Annotated in this window: 12 protein-coding genes; all 12 read left to right on the plus strand. The window is 38.0% G+C overall.

The genetic code is table 11. The features are described 5' to 3' along the window. Positions 1-55: 55 nt before the first annotated feature. The 12 genes from F885_RS17330 to F885_RS17275 all read left to right on the plus strand — a co-directional run bounded on the left by F885_RS17330 (position 56) and on the right by F885_RS17275 (position 16,170). Positions 56-1,072, plus strand: coding sequence for an aspartate carbamoyltransferase catalytic subunit (locus F885_RS17330; protein WP_004806347.1), 1,017 nt, complete (start codon positions 56-58; stop codon positions 1,070-1,072). A gap of 12 nt (positions 1,073-1,084) precedes the next feature. Continuing rightward, the gene (locus F885_RS17325) at positions 1,085-2,317 is read left to right on the plus strand and encodes a dihydroorotase (protein ID WP_005313110.1); all 1,233 of its coding nucleotides are present in this window, start codon (positions 1,085-1,087) and stop codon (positions 2,315-2,317) included. 197 nt (positions 2,318-2,514) lie between these two features. Next, entirely contained in the window at positions 2,515-3,087 is a 573-nt protein-coding gene (locus F885_RS17320; RefSeq protein WP_005313113.1) for a hypothetical protein, read from the plus strand. A gap of 247 nt (positions 3,088-3,334) precedes the next feature. Continuing rightward, positions 3,335-4,759, plus strand: coding sequence for an OmpA family protein (locus F885_RS17315; RefSeq protein ID WP_005313116.1), 1,425 nt, complete (start codon positions 3,335-3,337; stop codon positions 4,757-4,759). Between the two features lie 181 nt (positions 4,760-4,940). Then, entirely contained in the window at positions 4,941-5,987 is a 1,047-nt protein-coding gene (locus tag F885_RS17310) for a hypothetical protein (RefSeq protein WP_005313118.1), read from the plus strand. Positions 5,988-6,070: 83 nt separating this feature from the next. Next, the gene (locus tag F885_RS17305) at positions 6,071-6,844 is read left to right on the plus strand and encodes a Rossmann-like and DUF2520 domain-containing protein (RefSeq protein ID WP_005313120.1); all 774 of its coding nucleotides are present in this window, start codon (positions 6,071-6,073) and stop codon (positions 6,842-6,844) included. A gap of 87 nt (positions 6,845-6,931) precedes the next feature. Beyond that, positions 6,932-9,544 carry a type VI secretion system Vgr family protein gene (locus tag F885_RS17300; RefSeq protein ID WP_005313122.1) on the plus strand — a complete coding sequence of 871 codons (2,613 nt, stop codon included), beginning with the start codon at positions 6,932-6,934 and terminating at the stop codon, positions 9,542-9,544. Between the two features lie 5 nt (positions 9,545-9,549). Beyond that, positions 9,550-10,269 (plus strand): DUF4123 domain-containing protein, encoded by a 720-nt coding sequence (locus tag F885_RS17295; protein WP_005313125.1) that lies wholly within the window; start codon positions 9,550-9,552, stop codon positions 10,267-10,269. After that, positions 10,259-12,757, plus strand: a complete 2,499-nt coding sequence (locus tag F885_RS17290; RefSeq protein ID WP_005313127.1) for a T6SS effector BTH_I2691 family protein — start codon at positions 10,259-10,261, stop codon at positions 12,755-12,757. The genes F885_RS17295 and F885_RS17290 overlap by 11 nt, the downstream gene beginning before the upstream one ends. Before the next feature lie 16 nt (positions 12,758-12,773). After that, on the plus strand, positions 12,774-14,009 hold the full coding sequence (locus F885_RS17285; RefSeq protein WP_005313129.1) for a DUF6708 domain-containing protein: 1,236 nt from the start codon (positions 12,774-12,776) through the stop codon (positions 14,007-14,009). Between the two features lie 165 nt (positions 14,010-14,174). Further along, the gene (locus F885_RS17280; RefSeq protein WP_005313130.1) at positions 14,175-15,410 is read left to right on the plus strand and encodes a DUF6708 domain-containing protein; all 1,236 of its coding nucleotides are present in this window, start codon (positions 14,175-14,177) and stop codon (positions 15,408-15,410) included. A 73-nt stretch (positions 15,411-15,483) separates the two neighbouring features. Then, positions 15,484-16,170 (plus strand): hypothetical protein, encoded by a 687-nt coding sequence (locus F885_RS17275; RefSeq protein WP_005313134.1) that lies wholly within the window; start codon positions 15,484-15,486, stop codon positions 16,168-16,170. The last annotated feature ends 38 nt before the right edge of the window (positions 16,171-16,208 follow it).

Below are 16,208 nucleotides of genomic sequence, written 5' to 3' on the forward strand. Positions count from 1 at the left end.
CGAATGAAATCCAAAGTCTGTATAATGCGTTAACTTAACGTGTTAGGAATCTCTTATGCACTTGGCGGCATTGCATACTTTGAGTCAGATCCAGCTCAATCAACAAGGAAATCTCAAGCACTTTTTAACAATTGAAGGTCTTTCTAAAGAAACCTTAACCAAGATTCTAGATACAGCGCAAAGCTTCTTAGATGAAAATAATAACTTGATCAATCGTCCGTTGCTTGAAGGACTGACTGTGATGAATCTTTTCTTTGAAAACTCCACGCGTACCCGTACTACGTTTGAGGCTGCAGCAAAGCGTTTGTCTGCCAATGTCTTAAATATTGATATTGCACGTTCAAGTACCTCTAAGGGGGAAACTTTACGCGATACGCTTTGGAATTTGGAAGCCATGGCGGCGGATATCTTTGTGGTACGTCATTCATCTTCTGGTGCAGCACACTTTATTGCCAAAGATGTGTGCCCTAAAGTTGCCATTATCAATGCAGGTGATGGTCGTCATGCGCATCCTACCCAAGCCATGCTGGATATGTTGACCATCCGTCGTGAAACCCAAAAGCCTTTTGAAGAATTAACGGTTGCGATTATTGGTGATATCAAGCATTCACGCGTCGCACGCTCAAATGTAGCGGCATTGCAAACATTGGGTTGTAAAGACATTCGTGTGATTGCGCCAAATACCTTATTGCCAGTGGCCTTTGATGAATATGGCGAACATGTACGTCTGTTTAACAAAATGGATGAAGGCGTAAAAGACTGTGATGTGATTATTGCCTTACGTATTCAAAATGAACGTATTGATTCACCTGCATTATCTTCACAAGCTGAATTCTATAAAATGTACGGCTTAAACAAAGAGCGTTTGGCATTGGCTAAGCCTGATTGCATCGTGATGCATCCGGGGCCAATGAACCGTGGAGTTGAAATTGATTCAAGCGTTGCCGATGGTGATCAATCTGTTATTTTGAAGCAAGTCACCAATGGGATTGCAGTTCGTATGGCAGTGTTGGCACTTGCGATGCAAGGGCAGTTACAAGAACAAGGTTTAATTGAAGCGATTGCGCTGTAAAGGATAGATCACATGAGTATAGTAAAAATTGAAAATGTCCGTGTGCTCGATCCAATTCAAAAAACTGATCAAGTCAAAACGGTGTATATCGAAAATGGCAAGTTGGTTGATGCAGTAGATCAAGTCAATGAAACCATTGATGGTCAAGGCAAATGGTTAATGCCAACCATGGTTGATCTTTGTGCACGTCTACGTGAACCAGGGCAACAACAGCATGGAACCTTAAAGTCAGAAGGTAAAGCGGCGCGTGCCAATGGTATTTTGCATGTGATAACACCACCTGATTCAAAACCAATTGTTCAAGATAATGGCGCTTTAATTCATGGCTTGATTGAAAAAGCACAATTGGATGGTGGCATTTATCTACAAATTATCGGTGCGCAGACCCAAGGTCTGAATGGCAAACAACCTGCTAATATGGCGGGATTGAAGAAGGGTGGATGTACTGCGGTTTCAAATGCCAATGCAAGCTTTGAAAATGATGATGTGGTCATTCGTACTCTGGAATATGCAGCAGGTTTGGGCTTGACGGTCGTGTTCTATGCAGAAGAACCACAAATTGCCAAAGATGGGTGTGCACACGAAGGTTTTATTGCTTCTCGCCAAGGTTTACCCATGATTCCTGCGATTGCTGAAACTGTTGCGATTGCCAAATACTTGATCATGATTGAAGCAACAGGCGTGAAAGCACACTTTGGTCTACTGTCTTGTGGTGCTTCGGTTGATTTGATCCGTGCAGCAAAAGCCAAAGGTTTACCTGTCACTGCCGATGTTGCAATGCATCAGTTACATCTAACTGAGCAACTGACCGATGGTTTTAACTCACTTGCCCATGTACGCCCACCGTTACGTTCTGAGCAAGATAAAGCATTATTGCGCCAAGGTGTGAAAGAAGGCGTGATTGATGCAATCTGTACCCATCATGAACCCCTTAGTAGCTCAGCGAAAATGGCTCCATTTGCTGAAACACAGCCAGGGATTACTGCTTTTGATACCTATGTCGGTTTAGGTGTGCAGTTGATTCAAGAAGGTGTGTTTGAACCTTTGGAATGGGTGGAGAAAGTCACCTCTATTCCAGCACAAGTGGCCAATATGACGGATCGTTGGTTGCAAGAAGCCGGTTGGGTGTTGATTGATCCAGAACTACAGTGGACGGTGTCTAAAGACAGCATCCTGTCTCAAGGTAAAAATACGCCATTACTTGGTCAACAGCTGACAGGTAAGGTGATGACGACCTTCGCATAAATGATATGCAAACGGCAGAATAGGGCGATCAAGTCTTATTCTGCTTTGTAAAGTGTGATGTAGATATTGTATTTAAATTTTACAAAACTGATAAAAATAAAAAAATTAGATTAAAGTAAGAAAATAAATGAGATGTGCTTTACATAAAATTATAAAAAATGAGAATTAAACAATTGAAATAATTGGAGCTAAATCATATGGCTATTCACCCAATGGAGCTGCTTAAGCAAAAAGTATCCTCTATTATTGTCAATGATCAAACATGTCTAGTAAATGAAAAAAATGATGTTTTATCAAGATTTTATCCTATTTTTTTGCATCGTTTTTTACAGAAACCAGAACTTGTTGATCAGTTAAAAGAGAAGCTGACACCTTCTGTTTTTGACCTGATGGAAGAAAATGAAAAAGTAAAAAATGCATTACTGTTAAGGTTGGCAGCAGGTAAAGTTTCGGTTGCAGAGGTAGAAATCACATTAAATCGAGCGATCCCGAAGAGTCTAGCAGTACTTTCAAATGAAATCGGAAATGATGCAATCAGCATTATTCATTACCTTCGTGAACATCAAGAATCGATAAATGGACTGTTGCCAAATTGGTCGGAGGAGGTGCTTGCTCTATTAGATGATGTTCCAAGCGTAGCAGTGTCATTAGAAGAAATTACTGAGCCGGTTGAGATAGCGCCTGAAAAGAAATCTTATCGTTTATTTCCGTTTCTTACACTCATTTTTGCGAGTTTTTCCTTGCTGTTTCTATATCAATTAAGCAAGTAAAATGCCTTATTATGAAGATGAAATTATTCCTTATCGCACAATTTATAACTCAACTGAATGATGATCTAAAGCGATTTGGCTTTTACTCGGTTTTGTAAAGTGTGATGTAAGTATTGTATTTAAATGATATAAAAATGAATAAAAAACACACAAATGTTTAGAATGAAAAAGCATCAGTTTGCTTGTGCTTCGCATTTTTCTTAAGCGATCTGAATATTATAAATTTAATGTGTTGGAGAGAATAACAATGTCAATAAACCCAATAGAACTGCTAAAGCAGAAAGTGACTTCTGTGCTTGTGAATGGTCAAGACGGATTGGCGAACGAGAAAAGTGCGCTGTTATCTAAATTTTACCCGATTTTTCTTTCGATTTTAGCTGCAAAACCTGAATTGATTCAGAAACTAAAAGAGTCGATTTCACCTTCCTTATTCGATTTATTTGGTCATAATGATCAAGTTAAAAATGCATTATTATCCAATCTTACTGGCGGTCAGCTTCCCATAGCTGAAGCAGAGCAAACATTAAACCAAGCGCTTCCAGTCAGCCTTGCTGCTTTAACCAGTGAAGCGGGTAATGATACCCAAAGCATTGTTAATTATTTAAAACAGCATGCTGATTCAATTCGTGCGCTGTTACCTGCATGGGCGGTAGGTTTGCTTGCACCTTTAGGTCTCGTTTCGAGTGCTACAGCCTCCACAACCAGCTTCGCCAGCGCAACTGCGACGACAGGAAGTAAGTCACGTGCTTGGCTACCGATTGTAGCGCTGATTATTTTGGGATTGTTGGTCGCATGGTTGTGGAAGTCATGTCAACATAAACAAATGGAAGTGCCTGTAAGTAATGAGGATTCACCGGCATCACAAGTCGGTACGATGATTGCGCCGGCGAGCTTGGCATTAACCACCGATGCTAATGGTCATGTTGCACAGTGTCAGGTCATGGTTGGTGATCAAGGGTTCCTTGCCAGTATTCAGGCCAAGGTCAAAGAAGTTTTTTCTTCTAATCAGGACTGTACGGTAGATACAGCAGGTACGGCTGCAACACATGTAGGCTCGTTTACTGATCAAGCAGGACTAGCAGGTGTTTTGGGATTGCTTAAAGGGGTTCCAAATGTTTCCTTGGAATGGGTGGGTGATAAGATCACCTTAAAAGGTGCAGATGCAGCTAAACTCAATGAGTTGCTTGGCAAGATTAAAGGATTAGTACCAAATACCGAGGTGGTTGTCGAAGCGCCTGTTAGTGCTGCTGATTCGGTAAGTAATAGTCTAAATGCAGCACAGGATGCATTGGCAAGCATTGATGCCAATCAGGTTGATATTAATGCCGTAATTAAAGCACTTAATCTACAGATTATTAATTTCTCAACGGGATCCAACCAGATTCCAGATGAAAACAAAGCAATCTTGGATAAAGCCGCTGGCTTAATGAAAAATACCAAAGATGCAAAACTGACCGTTGCGGGTTATACCGATTCAACAGGTAATGCCAATAGCAATAAAACGCTATCACAAAAACGTGCACAGGCGGTGGTTGATTATTTAGTCAGTCAAGGGGTGGATGCGGCTCAACTCACAGCGGTGGGGCATGGTGCAGATAATCCTGTTGCAGATAATGCAACTGAAGAAGGACGTTTTAAAAATCGCCGTATTGAGTTTTCAATTACTCCTTAATTGATGGTTTGTTGAAGTTCTAAAGGAGTTATTGAGAAAATAACTCCTTTTATTTTAATTGTTTATTTGAGTGAATATGATTTTAAATGCGAACACCTAAATAAAGTCAAATAAAAGACTCGAAAGTATGGATTTAAATTGAGTAGAATACGCGCGAAAAACAAGATAACAGAGCACTAATATGAATAAGTTTTTTATATTCACAACATTAACCGCAGCAGTGTTATTAACAGGGTGTGATAAGTTCAAACCGAAAGATAAAGTTGAAAATACGGATGCGGCAGTCGCTGAGTGGAGTTGTACTAATCAAGATAACTTGAATAATATTCAAGCGGCACTCAAAAAAGATTATTTAAAACAAATCGAGCGTAGTCTAAGAGAAAGTCAGTATCAGGCAGACTATGATGTTCTGGACAAAATCAATAAAGGTCTGAAATTCGAAATTAAAAATGTGCGTACCTTAGATGCAGCAGAAGGCGAGCAAGCATCAAAAACACAATTGAGCTGTGAAAGTCAGTTAATTGTTCAATTCCCGAAAGGCTTACAAAAGCGTGCGGAGAATGCTTATGCTGAGCAGCAAAAAAATTGTGAAGAGTGTGAAGGCGATTATAGCGCCAGTACTTTAGCTGATTATTTTGCCGATAATGAATATTCTCTGACTTTAGAAGATGACAAGCTCAAAGGTAGCTTTTTCTATGACATCACTAAGACCGACAAAGATGGTTTAGTGTTTAATATTCCTGATCAAAATGCAGTGATTGATGGTGTGGTCTTTATGGCGACCAAAGCTGTGCAATATGTGGCTTATTTAAAAGAAAACCGCTTGATTGAACAAAGCAATGAGCAAGCTCAGCAGCAATATGATGCAGAAGAGTCGGCACAAATGGGCTTGGCTCAAAAAGCAATGGATATTCGCAAGAAAGAGTTGGATGCTGAAAAAGCACAGCAGGTTGAACGCTTAAATCAAACTTGGGACAAGTTTAGTCCAGAGCAAAAAGCACAGTTGCAGCAAGACCAGTCTGATTGGTTTGAAAAACGTGATGTTGATTGTAAGGTACTTGCTCAAAAGCATGTATCTGATATTCCTGAAAAAGACTTGGAAACTTATCAAAAGCAATCACGCTATTGGAATGATGCAATGCGTCAACAAGATCAAGAGATGCAGTACACCAAATGCTTTACCCAACGTACCATTGAGCGCATTGTCTATCTCAATAATGTCAATTAAGTAAGCAACAGCAAGAAGGACGAATTGATTCGTCCTTTTTTTATTGGCATGCTTAGCACAGCGATGGTTTTAAGATAAATATTATGCGAATTACATTGATTGGAGCAGGTCGTGTTGCAACCCATTTGGCCAAAGTATTGCAGTTGCAGCATCAGGTTGTACAAATCTTTAGTCGGAATCTACAACATGCTCAGACCCTTGCAGACCAAGTCAATGCCCAAGCAATTGACGATGTGCAACAGTTGGATACGCAAACCGATTTGGTGATTATTGCAGTCAGTGATCAGGCGATTCGCAACGTGATTGATTCGATTGCGCCCCATCTCGCTGAAAATCTGATTGTACATACTTCGGGAAGTACTGCTTTATCGATACTGGAACAAAGACATCCACGCGTGGGTGTGTTCTATCCTCTGCAAACCTTTAGTATGGAAAGGGATGTGAATTGGGCAGATACCCCTTTATTTGTGGAGGCAGTACAGCAACAGGACTTAACCTTATTAACCGAATTAGCCAACAGTTTAAGCCAACGTGTCTACCAATATAGTTCTACACAACGTTTGACCTTGCATTTAGCGGCGGTATTTGCTTGCAATTTTAGTAATTATTGTTATGACATGGCGAAGCAGATCGTTGATGCAGAGCAGGTTGATTTTAGTTTGCTCTACCCACTGATTTTAGAGACCGCAAATAAAGCCACAGCCAATAATCCCAAGGATATGCAGACAGGCCCTGCGATGCGAGGCGACCAAAATATATTAAGTATGCATAGCCAATTATTAGCAGATTCTAATCGGCCAGACTTGCAGAATATCTATGGTCTTATCAGTGAATCTATTTTAAAACGCCATCATTAAATCGATTTAACAATAATTATACAAAATAGACAAATCAGTCTGTTTTGTATACCATGCCTAAAATTTGATTTAATTTTATATAAAAAGATGTTGGTTAATATATTTCAAGCTTTAGACAATTTAGGTTTGACTGCACAAAAACGTGCAATTCATATTCAATTTTCCAATCAAAATTTAAATACTCAAGTCTTCCTACAACGTATTGATGGTCAGCATCAACTGAATGATGGATTTAAGGCAGAACTGATTTGCCTATCGACCAATGCGACCATTCCCCTGAAACAGTTCATCGGCAGCCAAGCAGCAATTGATAGCGTCACTGATCAAGGTCAACTCACCCGTGTCACAGGGATTATTACTCAAGCCTTACAAGGACAATCAGACGGCAGCCTCACTGTCTATAAACTGACTTTAGAAGATCCAACTGCACTGTGGAAACAACGCCGCAACAGCCGCGTGTTTATGAACAAGAGCGTGCGTGATGTGGTGGAAATTATCTTCAAAGAGTGGCAACAAAAAAGTCCCTTATTTGCATCAAGCTTAACGCTTGATTTAAGTGGACTGAGCCAAGATTACGATGTTCGTCCCTTTATCATGCAACATTCGGAAGTTGATTACGACTTCCTGACGCGTTTGCTACGGAGCGAATCGATTAACTGGCTCATTGATGAAGCTGAACGAACCGTCGCGCAAAGCAGTGCCGCGATTCAGCCGCAAAAACTACGTCTGATTGATGACAATAGCCAATACCAAGCACTCGATCGTCGTCAGATTCGTTACCACCGTAGTAGTGCCACTGAACAATATGACAGCATGACCAGTCTGGTCGGGCAACGCTCTCTACAGCCGAGCAGTGTGCATGTACAACGCTGGCAAGCCGATGCACTGGAACAAGAAGATGGTGCAGGCAGTGTACAAAGTACCCATAAACACAGTGAACAATATGACAATGCCAGCCTAGGACTAGAGCAGGCATGGCACTTTTCACCTGCATGGATGCAAGACCTGAATGGGGAAGATGGCGCAACCCCATCGGGCAATGCTCAAATTGAAAAGCTGAATCGGAACTTGGGTCAATACTACGACTTACAATCCAAACAATTTACAGCCCATACTACCGTGCGCGATACCCATGTCGGTTACTGGTTTGAATTGGCTGAACACCCTGAAATTGATCAGCATGATGGCAGTGATAAAGAATTCCTGATTACAGGCAAAAACTTCTATAACCAAAACAACTTGCCTAAAGATCTACATCAACAGATCAATCAATTATTAGCACAAAGCAACTGGCAACCGACTCAATCTAATAATGAAGAACGCCAAGCCAACCAGCTGATTCTGCAACGCCGAAATATCAAAACTGTTCCTGAATTTAATCCCTTACAACACCGTCCAACAGCTTCACCACAACGTGCCAAAGTGGTTGGGCCAAGCGGTGAAGAAATCTATGTAGATGAATGGGGACGAATTAAAGTCCGCTTCCTATTTACTCGCAATGACGATCACAGCCACGATGGTGGTGCGGGTGCCAATGACAACGACACCGATTCGGCTTGGGTGGATGTACTGACGCCTTGGGCTGGTGAAGGCTATGGTGCACGCTTCTTGCCACGTATTGATGAAATCGTAGTCATCGACTTCTTTGATGGCAATATCGACCGTCCCTTTGTAGTGGGAAGAATTCATGAAGGCCATCGTAGCCCAACCAAATTCGACCATGCAGGCAAGCTGCCTGACACCAAGAAACTGGCAGGAATTAAGTCCAAAGAATATCAGGGCGAAGGTTTTAACCAACTACGCTTTGATGACACCACAGGTCAGATCAGTGCTCAGTTGCAAAGCAGCCATGCTGCTAGCCAACTCAACCTTGGCAAGCTGAGTCACCCTAAAGCAACAGCAGAAAGTGAAGATCGCGGTGAAGGTTTTGAGCTGCGCACCGACCAGTGGGGTGCAGTACGTGCAGGTGAAGGTCTTCTCGTTTCCACGCATAAACAGGATCAAGCCCAAGGCGAACATCTGGATGCCCAAGTTGCTAAACAGCAACTCGAAGGCAATCAAAACAATGCCAAAGCCTTAAGTGAAGTTGCGAAGAATCAGCAGACCGATGAAATAGAATCGCTGGATCAGTTGAAAGCTTTTGCAGAAGAAATTGAATCTGATATTGCCAAGTTTAATAAAGCGATGCTGTTACTGAGCTCACCTGAGGGGATTGCTCTGAGTACCAATGAAGATATTCATTTATCGGCAGATGGACAGATCAATCAGTTTGCAGGCGACAGTATCAATCTAAGTACGCAAAAGAACATGATTAGTCATGCTCAAGACAGAATCAGCCTCTTTGCCGCACAGAATGGGATTAAACAGGTGGCGGCCAAAGGCAAGTATGAGGTGCAGGCACAGTCGGATGGAATAGATTTACTTGCTAAGCAAGGGATTCAAATCATTTCGACTGAAGATCGTATTGAGATTACCAGTCCGAAAGAGATTGTGATTACTTCGGGTGGTTCTCAAATTAAGCTGGATGGTTCGGGTATTTTTCCAATCACAGGCGGCAAGTTTGAGGTGAAGGCGGGGCAGCATTTGTTTATGGGCGGGCAAACTGCACAAATGAAAACAGTAGAATTAAAGTCATTAGATTGTGATATTCAAGCTCAAAATGCAGCAGAAAATGGATCTCCGCTGATAAAGGTTAGTTAATTGATATGGATGATATACCAAAAAACTTTGTTACTAAAATTGATGCGCCTGAGTCCATTATTTTTGAAGCGAATTATATTATTTTTGATGCTTCACTATGGGGCAGTGCACATTCAATATTAAAAGACCTAAACGTCGAACACCATTTTATTGGTTTAAATGTTTTTAGACGCCCAGAACTCACTCCCACATTGATAGATTTAAAGAATCTTTCCAATGAGAAAAAAGAACAACTATGGAACTTAGTTGGTAAAAAAACTCACACCAATGCTTTTAGTGGCTTTGATCAAATGAGCATGTTTCAAACCTATCTTTATTCAGATAAACAAATTGAAGAGATCAAAGATTTTTTAGCTGAGTTAATGGTTTATAAAAGAAAATCAGAAAAATTTGTATTTAGATTTTATGATCCAAGAGTTGCAATTCATCTCTCCCAGTTGAGTGCTTTGTTGAATATGTCAATTTATAAGAAATTACAAGATGATATTTCTAAATGGGTGGTTTCAATAAATCATCAATATTTTGAAGTCAATAAACAAAAAGTCGAAGCACCAGTTATAAATTTTGATGAGATTGACCTGATTAATTCAAAAATTAGAAGTGAATTAACCACAGACTACGATGACCTTGGAAATGAAATTTCTAAAGATTTTAACCAAAATATGAATGAACTAATTAATTTTATATATAAAGAAAAGTTAAGTGAGAAAGAAAATGGCGAGTAATAAAGGTTGTAATGTATGTGATAAACAGGGACTACCTATATTTGTGAGTCGTTTTGGATTTAGCTCAAATGTTTCTAATATAAAACCCTCTATTACAATTCCTAAAAACTACCCTAAATTATCTAGTAGTGGGATGACTTACGAAGTAACGCCAATTCGAAAAACGGGATATATTTATGTCTTTGATGAGTTGGATAACAGTTTTTATTATTTTGTGAAAGATCAATTTGGCACATTTGCAAAAAAAACAATTGGTACTTTTCTTAATGTAGAAACAACAACAAAGATGCATGAACCTTGCAAAAAAGAAATGCGGAAACTAATGAATGGGATGCTTATTACGATTCCGAAGGCGAATGTGTCTAGAAAAATTTGGTTAGCGTACAGCGCTCATTTATGGACTAGTCGGATCATACAGCTTCATAAAAAACCAGCATATAGAGCGGCTCATATGAGCCCCGTTATTGTCGGGCAAAGCAAGGGTGAATTTCACTGTCCAATTACAGAGTTGTCTAAAGTTAAAAATACGAATTTTAACAGCACTGTTACTCAATCGTTGATTAATGAAAGTGAACGGCTTGCTAAAGGCAAGGGCATTATTGTTGCTTTGCATGATCCAGTGGCATTAATGGTTGATATTCAAGTCGCCATTGAAGAAAAAGGGGCGAAGTTTGTAAATCAGGATGATGTAAAAAGAGCATTTTTTTCTGATGTGACATTATCCGCTTTACAAGCAGGGATTCCGCAGAGTCTCACCAAACAATCGATTGAAAATCGTGAATCAGAATTAAAAAGTATGCAGCAATTACGACTCCAACGGCAAGCTCGGTTTGGTTTTGATCCTGCACAAATGACCGAAAAAAAATTTGATGAACAACGGCAAAAAGAACTACGAGGAAATATTGAAAGTGAGTGGGCTAAATATGCAAAAAAGTTTAGTGCTACTCAAAGAACAGCGAAAATTACAGAAATAAAAAACAATCAAATGGCGTATGACAAAAGCCATATTTATCCTTTGGCGATTATGATAAAGCTATGGATAAACTTTGAAAGAACAATTTCATATTTTAAGTATCAATTTGATTCTAAAAATATTGACAGTGGTGTGTGTTATGCGCATGAAGCAACGCTAGCATTGGGGGGAAGCTGTGCTTTAGATCCTGTGAGAATTGAACTTGCAAAAAAACTCAGAGCACAAAAGTTTAGCGATGACAATTTTGTTTTAAATGCTTTGGCACTTAATTTTGATGTGGTTAAAAGCAAGATTATTGATAGTTTTTCAAAGTTAAAACCTGCTGTAGAAAATCCATTTAGAGATATTCCTTGGGATGCTCTATTTAGTGCATTTTCAGATAGTTTAGAAAAAAATGTTTCAAATACCACAGGAATCCATTTAGATAAACTGGGTGCAACCATTGCCTTAACATTTGGTCCTTTGTTTAATATGCTCTGCCAAGGTCTATTAAAGGCAACTCAAGGCGGGATTGCTGTACTGAGTATGGCAATGATGTATAACTTAAAACTTCGTGTATTAGATGTACGTGGGGTTCGAACCAAAAAAATGGCACGTGCAGTCGCAGGCCGAATGATTTCTTTAAGTCTACAACAAGGCGGAAGTTCAGCTGCATATTTACAACGACATCGAGCAGCATTAGAAGTCCAGTTAAAGTATAGAATAGATGATTTGGTCAACGAAACTGGATTAAGCAAAGCACAAATAAAAAGAGAGTTGGTTGTTGTTGAAAGTATTTTTAAAAAAGGTGTCAGTGTTTCAGATTTTGCAAAGAGTTTAGAGTCAGAAACATCTATTCAAAAATGGAATGATGACTGGAAAAACACCATGCAGACTAGAGTTAGTGGTGTTGGTGCGAGTGTAAAGTCCTCTTTTGCAATTGGTTCGTCAGCACTGGTTGGCGCATTTCAAGGCTGGGTATTGACCAAGTTGTATGACGACGCTTTTGGTGATACCACGATGAAAAATGATGAAACTGAAAATATGATTCGTTTTGGTCTTGGTGTTTCCGCTGTCGGTGCGGCAATTGCAACCACGATAGAAAAAAGTTTGGGTGTGTATCGAACACCAAATACCAACATAATTAGTTTACAAAGAAATGTAGGCCTCGTTGCTAGACTGTTAGGAGGTATTGCTGGTTTTGGGGTAGCGATTATAGATGGTTATGCAGGCTATAATGCCTATCAGGAAGGCAATAGGAGTTTATCTTATTTATATGGGGCAAATATGATTATTGGCTCAAGCTTAGCCGTCCTTGCTATTAGTAGTTTAAGTATCCCAATGCTTGGTTGGATTATTGCCATTGGTGCAGGTCTAATGATCTTGATTTCAATCGGTATTTCTAAACTGAAAGACAATGCACTACAAGATTGGGTTGAGCGTTGTAGTTTTGGTACATTATCAAAAGAAAGATATGGTACTTATAATCTGATGCAAAGTGAGTTTGAAAAAGCCATGAAAGCAATTGCTAAATAATTAGAGTAAATTAAGTATGCTACGTGTTAGTTACCAAGGTGTAATGGTTCCATATAACAATTATGTGGGAAAAAAATTCGATGAAATTGAAGAGAAAATAGAGCTAGATCAAAAGCAGAATACAGGTGTGGAACCTGTAGATGCAGATATCACTATTCAATTTAACTCGACCTATTTAGAAGTATTAGATAAGGCTTATAATTTAAGAGGTGGGGTTAACTTTTTTTCAATTGGATTGTCTATATTTTGTATGTTCGGAATTGCTTTAATGATTGCAGTTATACAAATAGATGGATTTGAACTAATTGATATTTTTGGTTTGTTATTAATTTCATGTTTTTCTGCTTTGTTATTTTTTTTATATAAAAAAATATTGAAGAATGATTTATTTGGTTACACACATTATCCGATTCGGTTTAACCGAAAAAATAGAAAAGTCTATGTCTTTAAAACTAAAGATGATATCCGCATATTTGACTGGGATCATCTTAAAGTTGCATTTACACGTATAGATACTGGGAGTTCTCGTAAGCGTGACTATGATATCCGTCTATCTCAACTTTCAGAAGATGGAACAATTGAGGATGCATTTAGTCTCTCTTATACAAATTTTGCAGAAACGATTGAATATACAGAAGCAGATGGTTATCAGTTTTCTTTTGGCGGCGAAGCTGCGCAATTTGCATCAAATTGGGAATATATTCGTTGTTATATGGAAGAGGATATCGAAGAAAGTTATAAAGCGGTAAGGAAATTGATTCCATTAGATAAAAAAAGAGAAAGCCTGCTACAAAGCATGAAGATGGCTTGGTATTTTAGTCCTAAAGACTATAGCTTTAAAGAAATAGAAACACCTCAAGGGACACGTTATTTCCTTGATATTCAAAAAACATATAGCGATGCATTTCTTTCTAATTTATTTAAAGGCCTATTTTTCTTTATTGTAATGATTTGTTTTATTGGCCGTCCGTTTGTGATGCATATAGCCAAAAGACCCAAATGGACTAAACAGGTTGAAGATGCGTGTGTAGTTGATACTAATGATCCATATAATTATGAAAAGCATCCAAATCAGGGGCATCCGAAAGCTAAGGAAACAGCTTTAGGAATAATCGTTAAAACCATCACCTTCTTTTTATGCTATTTCAGTATTTATGGTTTTTTATGGATATTTGATAAGGTTGCTGAAGTTAAAGGGAATGATTTACCCATTCGTTTTTCAGACTATTTAGCTTTTTGGAATTGGTTTTAAAAAGGGCTCTGCTTTTAATCATAGTAGCCATTTCTTATTATTCTTTGAAAATTCCCTCCTTTGATTAAGGAGGGATAAAACTGAATTGATCAATGTTGGCTTGTTTTAGACCAGATGAAAATGGAAACCACCTGATGCAAAAATACAGTATAAAATAGGTGTTATATGATTCAGGCGAATTATCAAGGTGTAATTATTCCGTATAGAAATTATATCGGGAAGAAATTCAATGAAATCGAAGAAAAAATAGAACTGGATCAAAAGCAGAGTACAGGGGTGGAACCTGTAGATGCAGATATCACCATTCAATTTAACTCAACTTATTTAGAGGTGCTAGACAAAGCCTATAATTGGAGAGGTGGGGTTAATTTCTTTTCTATTGGTCTATCGATTCTTTTTATATTGATGATCGTGTTAATGTTTTTTGTTATTGCTTTAGATGGATTTGAGCTGATTGATATTTTTGGTTTAATTTTGATTGCTGCTTTTTCTGGGCTTTTATTTTTTATATATAAAATATTATTAAAAAAAGATCTGTTTGGTTATACCCATTATCCGATTCGATTTAACCGAAAAAATAGAAAAGTTTATGTTTTTAAAACTAAAGATGATATTCGAGTATTTGATTGGGATTACCTTAAAGTGGCTTTTACACGTATTGATACAGGTAATCGTCGTAAACCTGAATATGACATCCGCTTTTCTAAAATCGCAGAGGATGGAACTATTGAGGATGCATTTTGTCTTCCTTTTGTAAAATTTGCACATACAATTGAGTATACAGAAGAAGATGGTTATCAATTTTCTTTGGATGCAGAAGCATTATGGTTTGCATCAAACTGGGAATATATTCGTTGTTATATGGAAGACGGTGTTGAGGAAAGTTATAAAGCAGTAAGGAAGTTGATTCCATTAGATAAGAAAAGAGAAAGCTTGCTACAAAGTATGAAAATGGCTTGGTATTTTACCGCTAAAGTATATAGCTTTAAAGAAACTAAAACCGCTCAAGGAACACGTTATATTGTTGATGTGCAAAAAACATACAATGAAACTGTTCTTGCTTTATTGGTGAACGGTATTGGTTTTTTTATTATCTTAATCTTTTTTATTGGCCGTCCATTTGTGATGCATATAGCCAAAAGACCCAAATGGTCTAAACAGGTTGAAGATGCGTGTGTAGTTGATACTAATGATCCATATAATTATGAAAAGCATCCAAATCAGGGGCATCCGAAAGCTAAGGAAACAGCTTTAGGAATAATCGTTAAAACCATCACCTTCTTTTTATGTTATTTCAGTATTTATGGTTTTTTATGGATATTTGATAAGGTTGCTGAAGTTAAAGGGAATGATTTACCCATTCGTTTTTCAGACTATTTAGCTTTTTGGAATTGGTTTTAAAAAAGATTCTGCTTTTAGTCATACTAGCCATTTTAAATTAGGCTGGTGCAGGATTTTTAAAGGTGTTTTTTTAATGTCGATAAAAATATCAGAATTTGATTATCAATATTTTGTGAAAAACCATTTTGTATTGAACTTCGCTCTAGGTGTACTTGCTTTTCTGAGTTTTATTACAATTTTTGATTTAAGTACATATTTTCTAAAATTTTTATTTATTTCTTCTTGTCTACTTTACTTCTTTTTTTGTATTTTTCTTTATAGACGTGCTAAGGCTAAACCTGATGCACTTTTATATGCGCAGCATCGTTTGCTTGGGGGATATTTGACCTCTTTCTCTTTTCTGTTGGTCACGCTTTCAGTTTCACTGAATGTTGGTGAAATATATTTTTGGAGCTATATCGTACTTTATATCTTATTTAATATCCTTATTCGATTTGAAATGAGTGCTATGCTAGATAGCAAGCAATATCTAAATGAGTTTACTAAAGGTCTTAACAAAAAAGAGGAAGTTGATTTATATGGTTTTATATTTTTATTGACTAGGTATGAGTGTAAGATAAATGGGTGGTTGATATTTTTCGGATTTATTTTAATTCAAATGGTCTGGATTGCTGTTCTGAAAGAGATATTAAAAATTTCAGCTCCTTATGAATTCTATATCATGCCAGGTATTTTTTTCTTTATCTCCAGTTTTACCTTATACAATATAGGCTTAAAGATGTATTTACCTTATAGTGTTCTGAAAGAGGAAGTGCAATAGAAGCATTATTTAAATTTAAATCTAATAAAAAAGCCACT

Source organism: Acinetobacter higginsii, from assembly GCF_000369845.1.
GTDB lineage: Bacteria > Pseudomonadota > Gammaproteobacteria > Pseudomonadales > Moraxellaceae > Acinetobacter > Acinetobacter higginsii.

Excerpts from the sequence above, each read along its gene's own strand:
- F885_RS17330 (WP_004806347.1), top strand. The coding sequence starts at position 56 with ATGCACTTGGCGGCATTGCATACTTTGAGTCAGATCCAGCTCAATCAA.
- F885_RS17325 (WP_005313110.1), top strand. The coding sequence starts at position 1,085 with ATGAGTATAGTAAAAATTGAAAATGTCCGTGTGCTCGATCCAATTCAA.
- F885_RS17320 (WP_005313113.1), top strand. The coding sequence starts at position 2,515 with ATGGCTATTCACCCAATGGAGCTGCTTAAGCAAAAAGTATCCTCTATT.
- F885_RS17315 (WP_005313116.1), top strand. The coding sequence starts at position 3,335 with ATGTCAATAAACCCAATAGAACTGCTAAAGCAGAAAGTGACTTCTGTG.
- F885_RS17310 (WP_005313118.1), top strand. The coding sequence starts at position 4,941 with ATGAATAAGTTTTTTATATTCACAACATTAACCGCAGCAGTGTTATTA.
- F885_RS17305 (WP_005313120.1), top strand. The coding sequence starts at position 6,071 with ATGCGAATTACATTGATTGGAGCAGGTCGTGTTGCAACCCATTTGGCC.
- F885_RS17300 (WP_005313122.1), top strand. The coding sequence starts at position 6,932 with ATGTTGGTTAATATATTTCAAGCTTTAGACAATTTAGGTTTGACTGCA.
- F885_RS17295 (WP_005313125.1), top strand. The coding sequence starts at position 9,550 with ATGGATGATATACCAAAAAACTTTGTTACTAAAATTGATGCGCCTGAG.
- F885_RS17290 (WP_005313127.1), top strand. The coding sequence starts at position 10,259 with ATGGCGAGTAATAAAGGTTGTAATGTATGTGATAAACAGGGACTACCT.
- F885_RS17285 (WP_005313129.1), top strand. The coding sequence starts at position 12,774 with ATGCTACGTGTTAGTTACCAAGGTGTAATGGTTCCATATAACAATTAT.
- F885_RS17280 (WP_005313130.1), top strand. The coding sequence starts at position 14,175 with ATGATTCAGGCGAATTATCAAGGTGTAATTATTCCGTATAGAAATTAT.
- F885_RS17275 (WP_005313134.1), top strand. The coding sequence starts at position 15,484 with ATGTCGATAAAAATATCAGAATTTGATTATCAATATTTTGTGAAAAAC.